The sequence below is a fragment of the Streptomyces sp. GC420 genome (assembly GCF_009916105.1).
Taxonomy (GTDB): Bacteria; Actinomycetota; Actinomycetes; order Streptomycetales; family Streptomycetaceae; genus Streptomyces.
Genome location: NZ_JAAAXQ010000309.1, coordinates 1 through 10023, shown reverse-complemented (window position 1 = coordinate 10023; position 10023 = coordinate 1). Strand labels below are relative to the sequence as shown.

At 73.4% G+C, this 10023-nt stretch carries 8 protein-coding genes and 3 pseudogenes; 7 read left to right on the top strand and 4 right to left on the bottom strand.

The features are described from left to right. Positions 1 to 145: 145 nt before the first annotated feature. The 4 genes from GUY61_RS28935 to GUY61_RS28920 all read left to right on the top strand — a co-directional run bounded on the left by GUY61_RS28935 (position 146) and on the right by GUY61_RS28920 (position 2774). A complete protein-coding gene (locus GUY61_RS28935; RefSeq protein WP_166633208.1) occupies positions 146 to 1069 on the top strand; it encodes a MurR/RpiR family transcriptional regulator in 924 nt (307 codons plus the stop codon). Positions 1070 to 1357: 288 nt separating this feature from the next. After that, positions 1358 to 1741, top strand: a complete 384-nt coding sequence (locus tag GUY61_RS28930; protein WP_398957289.1) for a hypothetical protein — start codon at positions 1358 to 1360, stop codon at positions 1739 to 1741. A 72-nt stretch (positions 1742 to 1813) separates the two neighbouring features. Beyond that, complete coding sequence (locus tag GUY61_RS28925; RefSeq protein WP_243766827.1) at positions 1814 to 2239, top strand: hypothetical protein; 426 nt, start codon at positions 1814 to 1816, stop codon at positions 2237 to 2239. Between the two features lie 181 nt (positions 2240 to 2420). Continuing rightward, the gene (locus GUY61_RS28920; protein WP_166633207.1) at positions 2421 to 2774 is read left to right on the top strand and encodes an MmcQ/YjbR family DNA-binding protein; all 354 of its coding nucleotides are present in this window, start codon (positions 2421 to 2423) and stop codon (positions 2772 to 2774) included. Between the two features lie 14 nt (positions 2775 to 2788). Here GUY61_RS28920 and GUY61_RS28915 read toward each other — a convergent pair. Next, a pseudogene (locus GUY61_RS28915) lies at positions 2789 to 3765 on the bottom strand (transcriptional regulator). Between the two features lie 59 nt (positions 3766 to 3824). Here GUY61_RS28915 and GUY61_RS28910 point away from each other — a divergent pair. Next, positions 3825 to 5047: pseudogene (locus GUY61_RS28910) on the top strand (MFS transporter). Positions 5048 to 5056: 9 nt separating this feature from the next. On the opposite strand, the pseudogene GUY61_RS28905 reads toward GUY61_RS28910, so the two are convergent. Beyond that, positions 5057 to 5542: pseudogene (locus tag GUY61_RS28905) on the bottom strand (hypothetical protein). A gap of 226 nt (positions 5543 to 5768) precedes the next feature. Between GUY61_RS28905 and GUY61_RS28900 the strand changes: the two are divergent. Next, entirely contained in the window at positions 5769 to 6275 is a 507-nt protein-coding gene (locus tag GUY61_RS28900; RefSeq protein ID WP_398957284.1) for a DinB family protein, read from the top strand. A 112-nt stretch (positions 6276 to 6387) separates the two neighbouring features. On the opposite strand, the gene GUY61_RS28895 is transcribed toward GUY61_RS28900, so the two are convergent. Together GUY61_RS28895 and GUY61_RS28890 are read right to left on the bottom strand one after the other, a co-directional pair. Then, on the bottom strand, positions 6388 to 7020 hold the full coding sequence (locus GUY61_RS28895; RefSeq protein WP_398957282.1) for a GNAT family N-acetyltransferase: 633 nt from the start codon (positions 7018 to 7020) through the stop codon (positions 6388 to 6390). A 112-nt stretch (positions 7021 to 7132) separates the two neighbouring features. Beyond that, on the bottom strand, positions 7133 to 8803 hold the full coding sequence (locus tag GUY61_RS28890; RefSeq protein WP_166633205.1) for an IucA/IucC family siderophore biosynthesis protein: 1671 nt from the start codon (positions 8801 to 8803) through the stop codon (positions 7133 to 7135). Between the two features lie 51 nt (positions 8804 to 8854). Between GUY61_RS28890 and GUY61_RS28885 the strand changes: the two genes are divergently transcribed. Further along, positions 8855 to 10023: IucA/IucC family protein (locus GUY61_RS28885; RefSeq protein WP_313896925.1), on the top strand; the 1169-nt coding region annotated here is incomplete at its 3' end.

Below are 10023 nucleotides of genomic sequence, written 5' to 3'. Positions count from 1 at the left end.
GGTCCCGGCCCCGGGGCGGGGATTCCTCCGGGGGCGTGCGGGACGCGGGGCACGCGGCGGCTCGGAAACCGGTCGGGCACCGCGCCCTGGGGCCACGCTGAGTGAGCTATGTTGAACCTTCGTGGGACAAAAAGGAGGCGCATCGGTGCCATCGGCCCAGCAGGCACGCGCGCAGGCGTCTGCGATCACCGCCGGGGAGCCGGTCCCGGAAGTGGAGGCCGCGCCCGGCACCAGGCTCCGAACGCTGTTCGACGGGCCCGGGCTCTCGCCTGCTCAGCGGCGTATCGCCCAGTACCTCATCGAGCACCTCAAGGAAGCCGCGTTCCTGTCGATCACGGATCTGGCGGAGCGGGTCGGGGTGAGCCAGCCCTCGGTGACGCGGTTCGCCGCGGCGGTGGGGTTCAGCGGCTATCCCGCACTGCGGGAGAAGCTCCAGGCCATCGCGCTGAGTACGCTGCCGGGCGCGGCCGACACCCCGGAGGAGCTGCGCCGCAACGAACTCCAGGCCGCCGTCGACGCGGAGATCGAGAACCTGGAGAACCTGCGCCGGGACTTCGCCGATCCCGGCCGGGTGATCGAGGTCGGGCGTGAGCTGTCGCAGTCCGTGCCGCTGACCATCCTGGGGCTGCGCATCTCCGTGTCCCTCGCCGAGTACTTCGCGTACGCGGCCCGACGGATCCACCCCGACGTCCGGCTGGTCACGCGTGGCGGCACCGTCGCCTACGACGCCCTGCTCCAGTCGCGCGAGGCCGGCGGCACGTGGGTGCTGGCCTTCGCCATGCCCCGGCACGCGCACGAGACGCTCACCGCCCTTCAGGTGGCGCGGCGGGCCGGGCTGCGTGTGGCGCTCGTCACGGACATGACGCTGGGGCCGTTCGTCGAGGAGGCAGACGTCGCGTTCGCCACGGGCACCGGTTCCCGGCTGGTCTTCGACTCGTACGCCGCACCGGTGCTCATGTCGTCCGCCCTGCTCCAGGCCATGGCGGACGCCGATCCCGAACGCACGCAGGCCCGCCTGGAGGACTACGAGCGGATCGCCGAACAGCACCAGTTCTTCCTCAAGGACTGACCGGGGACGGCGTCCTGCGTACCGGCTTCCGGACGGGAAGTCCCGTCTTCGTGACACATGAATGTTTTCATGTTCTTGCTTACTCGACGGTATATATAAATACTTCTCCCGGGTCGGCCCACAAACGGTCACCGGCGAAGACGCCTCCTTCTCACGTCGGACCCGGTGATTGAAACGGGCCTCGCCTCCGGGCGAGGGCCCGTGGCGGCCCCGGTCATCCCCTAGGCCGGGGCCGCCAAGAACCCCCTCCGACCGTCCCCGTCGTAGCCCAGCCCGGAAGCGATCACAGTGTCCCTGACCTACTCACCCACCAGCACGGACTGGCCCTGCCAGGTCAAGACGCCCGGCAGCCGCGACTGGGAGCGCACGGCCACCAAGTGGCTGCGCGAACTGCTGCCGGCCCGCTACGCGAGCTACCAGACGCTGACCCGCCACCCCGTGCTCCTCGCCCGCCACGCGCAGCTCCAGGTGCAGCAGGAGATCCGCACGGTCCGTACGGCCCTGCAGACCGCCCGCGCGGAGCTTCCCTCCCTCGGCGTCCCCGAGTCCGTCATCGAGCAGACGATCCGGCTGTACGCGGCGGAGCTGGGGCAGCTCAACCACCTCGCCCGCGGTGTGCGGGTGGTCATGCACGCCCTGATGGACGCGAACCCCGCGCGCCACGGCCACTGACCGGCGGCCCCGCCGACCGGTGCCCCTGTCGGATCAGGCCGAGCCGCGAGCAGCGTGCCCTACTGTGTCCGGATGCGGTACTTGGCGGAGTCGTTCGTTCTCGGGGCCCTGAGGCGGGGCCGTCCGGTGGAGCAGTTCCTCGGGCCGTGCGGCCCGGCAGAGCGCCCGGGTGTGCGTCGCGTCGAGATTCGCCCCACGGGGGCGTCCTACGAAATCTACCTCCACACGGTCGAGGACGCGGGCCACGAGAGCTTCTTCGACCTGGGGGAGTTCCCGCCGTTCGATCCCGACGCCGACGAGTTCGGCCGGCTTCTGGGCACGGCCGAGGACCCGCTGACCGCGCTGAACACCGCCGAACGGCGCACGGGAGCCGAGCGGGGCCGATGGGTGAACGAGGGCGTCGTTCAGGACGAGTACGGCGACTTCGTACGGGCGGGCCGGCCGTCGGGCGCTTCCCCGGACGGCCATCGGTGGCCCGGCGTCCCGGGTGCCCTGTGACTTCGTGTCCGTGATCGAGCGGCGGTGACACGGGCGCCGGGCGTGGCGGGGGGCGTCGTCACGGTGGATCACGCGTCCGCGGGTGGAACAGGTGGCGGGCAGGGCGTCGGTCAGTGCCTGAGCCACCGCGGCCGCCTGAGCGTCAGCGGTGATGTCGGTGCTCCCGGCTACCGTGGTCACCATGATCAATGCCGATGACGTCCGCCGCCTGGCGATGTCCCTCCCGGAGACCGTGGAGAAGGAGGCGTGGAGCATGCCCACCTTCCGTGTGGCCGGGAAGATGTTCATCACGATTCCCGACGACGGGACCTCGTTCGCCGTGCGCTGCCCCCGGCACGAACGGGCGGAGCTGATAGCGGCGGAACCCGAGAAGTTCTGGGTGCCGCCGCACGAGGCGGGTTCCGCCTGGGTCCGGGTCCGCATGGCGGCGCTGGAGGACATGGACGAGCTGCGCGACATCCTCGTGGATTCCTGGCGGCAGGCCGCGCCGGAACACCTCGCCGAGGCCCATCCGGCTCTGCGGCCCGGAGGGTGAACGAACCGGCGGTCTCAGTTCCCCTCGCTCGCCTGCGCGTTCACCAGCACGTCCCCGGCGGCGGTGCGGTAGTAGAGCACCGCCCGCCCCGCGCGACGGCGCCGCACGAGGCGGGCGTCGAGAAGCACCTTGAGGTGGCGCCCGACGGAGCCCAGGCCCTGCCCGGTGAGGGCCACCAACTGGGTCGTGCTCTTGGGGGTGTCGAGGAGGACCAGGACACCCGCCCGCCCCCGCCCGAGGAGGGCGACCAGTGCGTGGGGCGCCGTCGTGCGGTCCGCGTCCGCCAGCGCTCCCGAGCACGGATACACCACGGCGTACCGATGGGGTTCCTCCCAGGAGACCCAGCCGCGGCTCGGGGTGACGGGGACGAAGAAGAGCTGTGCCCCGGAGATCTCGCGCGGCGGGTGGTCGTGGGTGTTGATCTGGAGCCGACTCTCCCCCAGCCAGCGCATCCCGGGGCGCATGCCGTCCAGCGCCGCCGCCCAGCCGCCCCGGCTCAACCGGGCCGTGCGCGCGACGACATCGGCTTCGAGGACGCGCAGGCGGCGCGGCCAGTGGGGCCGTACGGCCCGCGTCCACACCCATTCCAGCAAGGCGGCGGCGCGCTGCGGGAGGTCGTCCCGGTCGAGCGTGGCGGGCAGCGTGCCGCCGAGCGACACGGTGAGATCGGCGCGGGCCGCCCCGGGAGGGGTGGCGCGGACACGGGCCACCTCCTCCTCGAAACCGGGCTCGCCCCGGCCGGTCGGGGTCGGGGTGAGGAAGTCGGCGTTCCACCGGCGTCCCAGTCCGGTCCGCACGAGCAGCGCGGTGACGGGTCGTCGGCCAACAGCGCCCGGAAGCCGGGCAGATGAGTGTCGAGCCAGGCCTGTTCGCCCGGGTGTGCGGCGGTGCCGTGCACCAGGGTCTGCACGCTCGACGTCACCTCGGCGAGGGGTGACACGACGAACCGGCTGCCCGCGAGCGTGTCCGCGTTGACCTGCCACCAACCCAAGGTTTCGCCTCCCCGCGAAACAGTAGCGCCCCCTGCGCGGACGCTCGCAGCCTTGCCCCATGCGCAGTTACCGCGAACTCTTCGGGACGCCCGGGTTCACTCCGCTCCTCATGTTCTCCGCGGCCCAGGTCGCGGCGCAGACGGTCGGCGGCCTCGCCCTGGGCACCCTGGTCTTCTCGGTGACCGGCTGCCGCCGCGCGCCGCGCTGACCGGCCTGTCGCTGCTGTTCGCGCTGGGCACCGCCGCGCAGGCGATCCCGGGGCTGCCCGTGTGGGCCGCCTTCGCCGTGCTCCTGTCGACCGGTCTGCTCGGCTCGCCGGGCGGCGGGGTACAGCTGGGGCTGCTGAGCGAGATCCTCACCAGGGACGGCACGGACGGCTATCTGCTGGGCCGCTCGGTGCTCAACATGTCGGTCGGCGTCCTGCAGATCTGCGGCTTCGGGGCCGGTGGTGTGCTGGTGACCGTCCTGTCACCGCGGGGCGCACTGCTGGTGGGCGCCCTGCTGCACCTCACCGCCGCGGCCGTCGCCCGGTTCGGGCTCACCTGGCGGGCGCCGCGGGGCTCCGGGCGCCCCTCGGTGGCCCGGACCTGGCGGGACAACGCGCGCCTGTGGTCCTCCGTGCCCCGCCGCTACGTTCTTCTGGCGCTGTGGGTACCCAACGGGCTCATCGTTGGCTGCGAGTCGCTGTTCGTCGCCCACTCGCCCGGGCACGCGGGCCTGCTGTTCGCCTCCGGCGCGCTTGGCATGCTCGCCGGGGACACGCTGGCCGGCAGGTTCGTCCCCGGACGGTGGCGGGAGCGGCTGGGTCCGCCGCTGCTCCTGCTGCTGGCCGTCCCGTACCTGGTCTTCGCGTTCGGCCCGCCGCTGCCGCTCGCGGTGACGGCCGTCGTGATCGCCTCGGTGGGGTACGCGGCGAGCCTCCTCCTCCAGGAACGGCTGATCTCCCTGACTCCGGACGAGCTGAGCGGGCACGCCCTCGGGCTGCACACCTCGGGCATGCTGGCCATGCAGGGGGTGGGGGCGGCCTTCGCCGGCGCCGTCGCCCAGGTCGTCGCTCCCTCGACGGCGATCGCGGTGACGGCGGCGCTCTCCGTCACGGTGACCCTGACCCTGGCGCCCGGCCTGCGGCCGGGCGCCGCTCCGCGGGACGCCACGACGCGGGACGCCACGACGCCGGGCGGCGTACCGGACGCGGACCATCCGCCGGCCCGCGGGCCGTCCGGCCGCTCTGCCGGAAGCGGTTCCGCTTCCGCGGGCGTCCGAACGCCGCGGAGGCGCTGACCCCGGCGATCACATGACCGGCGGTCCGGCCAGAAGCACGACCCTGTCGGTTTCGGCGTCGAAACCGAGTACCGGATGCCCGTCGCCGCCCTCCGGCTCCATCAGCACCGGCCGGCCCAGCCGTCGCCCGACGTCCCGCAGGAAACGGCAGAACCCGTCGAGTCGCTCCTGGCCCTGAAGCTCCCGCAGATCGACATCGAAGTCGATCTCCTCCGCCGCATGGAAGGGGAAGATCACCAGCATGTCGGCCGACGGCCGGACACGCAGCACCGGACACTCGGCGTCAGCCGGCCGGGAGAACACTGCCTCCGCCCGGGGCACCGGCAGCACCGTCCCGCCTTCGGAGTACCGTCAGTTCCACCCGCTCTCCCCGGCGAGATCGAGGACCGCCTGCCAGTCCTCCACCGAGGTGTCCGGGACACGCAAGTCCGGCAGCGCCCCCATCGGTTCAGGGTCGAAGAAGTGCGCGACGTCGTCCCACAGCAGATCAGACACCCCGCCATGCTGCCCGGCATTCCGCCGCCGCGCAGCGGATGTCCCTCGGCGAACCGAACAGGGGCGCTTCCCGCCGTGCCCGACCGCGCCGTCGGGTTCGGGGTGTGCGACCGCCCCGGTCACGCGGCGGCCGCCCGCACTGCGACGTGCACGGAAGCCCGGCGCTGCCTCCGGACAGGTGATACAACGTGAGACTGCCGTTGCTCCGCGTGGAGAGGACCCTGACGTGCCGACCGAGCGCATCGGACCGCCGCTGGTCGCCGAGGAACGCGAGATGATGCGCGCCTTCCTCGAATACCACCGAGCGACCCTCGCCATGAAGTGCGACGGTCTGTCCGACGGGGAGCTGCGGCGGCAGTCGATGCCCCCGTCGTCACTCTCGCTCCTCGGTCTGGTCCGGCACATGGCCGAGGTGGAGCGCGCCTGGTTCCGCCGGGTGATCAACGGGGAGGACGTTCCGCTCGTCTGGTCGGACGAGGGGGACTTCCAGGTGGCGTACGACGCTTCCTCGGCCACGCGCTCGGAGGCGTTCACCGCCTGGCAGGCGGAGGTCGAGCACTCCCGCAGGATCGAGCGGCAGGCCGAGTCGCTCGATGTGACCGGCTTCTCGGCCAAGTCGGGCGGGGACGTCTCGCTGCGGCTCGTGATGCTGCATCTGATGCACGAGTACGCGCGGCACAACGGTCACGCCGACTTCCTGCGCGAGGGGATCGACGGAACCGTGGGGGCCTGAGCCGCCACCGGGATCGCGGGCCGGTCGCAGGCGTTCACCCGGTCTCCGCGAGCCCGGCGCCGCTCACCGGCCGGGGTGCCGGACCTGGGTGCCGGACCGGCACCGCCCGCGCTCAGAGCCCGGCCCACCATGCCGTCGAGCGGCCGAGGTAGGCCACGGGGCCGGGATCGGGGACCGGGATCTCGCGGAAACCGAGACGGTCGTAGAAGGCCCTGGCCGGCACGTTGGCCGTGGCCATGCACAGGTGGACGGCCGCCACGTCCTGGGCGCGCAGCGCGTCGAGGAAGGTGCGCATCAGGGCCCGGCCATGGCCCTGCCGCTGCCACGCGGGCAGCAAGTCGATGTGCAAGTGGGCGGGGTGACCGGCGAGTTCGGGGAGCACCATCCGTTCGGGGTCGTGCAGCAGCCGGGCCATCTCCTCCGCCGGGGTGGCCGGCGGGCCGGCGGGCTCCGGGAAGCGCTGCGCGACCCGGGGCAGCCACATGGCGCGGAACTCCCGTACGAAACGCGGCGTGTCCGAGGTACCGAGGATGTAACCGACCGCCCTGCCGTTGCCGTCGTCGAGGACGAAGGTCAGCTCCGGCTCCAGGCGGGCGTACGGCAGGGCGAAGATCGACGGCAGCAGCTCCTGGTCGGGGTAGATGTGCCGGGAGTCCTGCCCGTTGTGCGCCGTCCGGACGCAGATCTCGGCGAGGGCGTCGTCGTCCTCGGGGCGGTAGGGGCGTACGGCGGGTATCGAAGTCACGCGCGGCATCCTGCCTCTTTGGGAGCGCTCCCACAATCGGTTTCACGCCACGCTCCGCGGCTGCTGCCGACCCCACCGAGAACTCAAAGTGTCTGGACAAAAAGGCAGCGGCTCACGGCCCCGTTCGCCTGAGCGGGACGCGCGCGGGCCCGGCCGGCGACGGCCGGGCCCCGCCCGCGCCGGGCGCCGGGGCCTTCCGCTGCGGGGCCGTCAGCAGCGGATTCGGCAGCGGCAGATAGCGTGAGTCCGCCCCGTCGGCGCCGGTCCAGCGCAGCAGCAGGTTCGTCTTGCCCGGCACGGTGGGCGCGGAGAGCAGGCCTGCGACCAGCGCGGCGGTCTCCGGCAGGGCGCACTCCTCGCCGTAGCGCTCGAACTCCCGGCGCGCGGCGGGCCACAGCAGCGGGGCGGCTCCGGGGAAACGCTCCGCGAGCGTGGCCCCGATCTCGGCCAGGTGGTTGACGACGAGGCAGTACTGCAGGCGCTCCCAGCCGGCCGCGCCGCTCACCTCCGGCAGCCGCTTCACCCCCTCGGCGTCGCGGAAGACCGCCCGCACGGGCGTCCCTTCACCGTCCACGGCGATCAGGGTGTTCTGCAGATGGCACTCGAGGACGAGGCCGTGCCGGGCGAATACGTCGAGCACGGGCGGGACGACCTGCCGCAGGTACGCCGTCCACCAGTGCAGCGGATCGGTGAGCCGGTCGAGCGGATTGCCGTCGAAGCGCTCGGTGAGGGCGGCCGGCAGCAGCGCCGTGGTGCCCGGCGGCAGGTGGCGGCGCAGTCCGTCCCGCACGAGCACGGCGAAGATCTCGAAGAGGCCTCCGACGGTGCGGTAGCCGCGGTCGCTGAGCCAGGCGGCGGAGCGGTCCGCGCGGGGAGCCGGGGCGCCGAGCGCGGCGGTGGCCGGTCCGCCGAACGCGGCGGTGACCGCGGCGTCCGTACGGCGCACCGCGAGCAGGTCGTGGTGCCAGAGCCGGCGGATGTCGTTGGTGATGCGCACATCGAGGCTGAACTTCAGGAACAGGTCCTCGCCCGGAGTCCCGCCGGAGGGCCCCGGCACGGCGTCCAGGTGGACCGTGCGCACCGAGGCCGTCGGCGACGCGGACTGCGCCGTCCGCCCGAGCCGGACGAGCCTGCCGTCCGCGAACGCCTCGCGGACCTCGGGAAGTTGACTGGTGAGCTCCAGCTGCCAGGGGTGTGCGGGCAGCAGCCGGTAGCCGGGCGGCGCCGTGCCGAGCGCGTCCAGCGCCGCCGTGTCGCCCTCCTCGGCCACGGCGTCCTCCCGGACGCCCAGCAGCGCCAGCGGAAAGCGGGCGTGCGCCTCGGGCGCGTAGCGCAGCCAGCTGTCCGAGGGGCCGCCGCCGCGTGCCTTGGGCGCCGGGTGGTACGGATGTCCCATGACCAGGGCCTGCTCGGATCGCAGCCACACATCGCCGGGCGGGGCCGTGCGCGCGCGGGCCGCGAGGATCGCCGCCACCGCGTCACGGCTGTCGATCATCTCGGTGAGCAGCTGGTCGTTGCCGTGTCCCGTGTACCGCCGCAGTTCCTCGGCGACGAGCTTGACCAGTTCGGCGTGGCCGAGCCGGCGCCAGGCGCCGTCCGCCCACAGCTCGGGCTCGGCGGGGCGGCGGCCGTCCCGCACCCGGAGCAACTGCCCGCCGGCACGAAGCCGGTGCACACTCCGGCCGTCACAGGGATCCGCGGCCGGTCCCGCGATCTCGCGCAGCACGCAGTTGAGCAGTGGTGCCGCGGCGAGCGCGTCGGCGATCTCTCCGAATGCCTCCATCAACGATCAGTATGAAGTGTCGTCCGACTCCACCGCGCCAGAGGAGACACCGTGCCCCGCACCCACGCCGAGCGGACACTCGCGGGCCAGCTGCTCGACGTACGTCCTGACCTGCTCGCGGCGTACGTGGCCGCGCTTCCGGCCGCCCGCGCCGCGGTGCTGACCCGGTTGTGGCGCGGGCTCGCGCACGAGCCCCTCGGCTGGATCGCGCGCCGGGACCGGACGCGGGACGGGCTCGTCCTGCGTCTGGCGGACGGCCGGCGGTTGCACGGTCCCCCGGCGGATCCCTGGGCCACGGCGGCGTCGGTGACCGCGCTGGAGCTGGAAGGGGCCGAGCACACGCACGCGGCGGAGCTGATGGCGCGGCTGGACGTGCCGGGCGGGGCGGAGTTCGCGGCGGAGCTGGACAACAGCACGGCCTCGCTCGCCCTTTCGCGTACTGCTCCCGTGGCCCGGCGGGCGCCGGGGAGCCTGTGGGAGTGGGAGCAGCGGATCACGGACGGGCATCCGTACCATCCGTGCTGCCGCTCGCGGCCCGGTTTCACGGCGGCGGAGCAGCTGGCCTACGGGCCGGAGCACGGTCCGGTGGTGGGGCTCGGGCTCGTGGCGGCGGACGACTGCCTGACGGTCGGCGCGTGGCCGGACGGGCTGCGGAACGACGGCGCGGTGCTGCTGCCCGTGCATCCCTGGCAGGCGGAGCACGTGCTGGGCCTGCGGGCACCGGACGACCGCACACCGGACCGCCGCCTGCCGGACCGCCGCCTGCCGGACCGCCGCCTGCCGGACGACCGCCTGCCGGACGACCGCCTGCCGGACGGCCGCACGCAGAACCGCCGTACGCAGAACCGCCGTACGCGGGGCCGCCGTGTGGCGGTCGAGCGGCCGGCGTACGGTGCCGGGCACGCGGCGCGCCCGCTGATGTCCCTGCGCACACTCGCCCCGGCCGGGGGCGAGCTGGACGGCGTACACATCAAGACGACGCTCAGCACGCGCCTCACCTCCTCCGTACGGGACATCTCGCTGTACTCGATCGAGCACTCGGCCGCCGTCTCCGCCCTACTGGAGTCGCTGGCGGAACGACTGGACGGCCGGCTGCACATCACCCGCACCCTGGCGGCCGCCGCCGGCTCCCCCGACCTGGCGGCGATGCTGCGCGAGTCGCCCGACCGCTACGCCCGTCCCGGCGAACAGGTCGTCCCGGTGGCGGCCCTCCCTCTCCC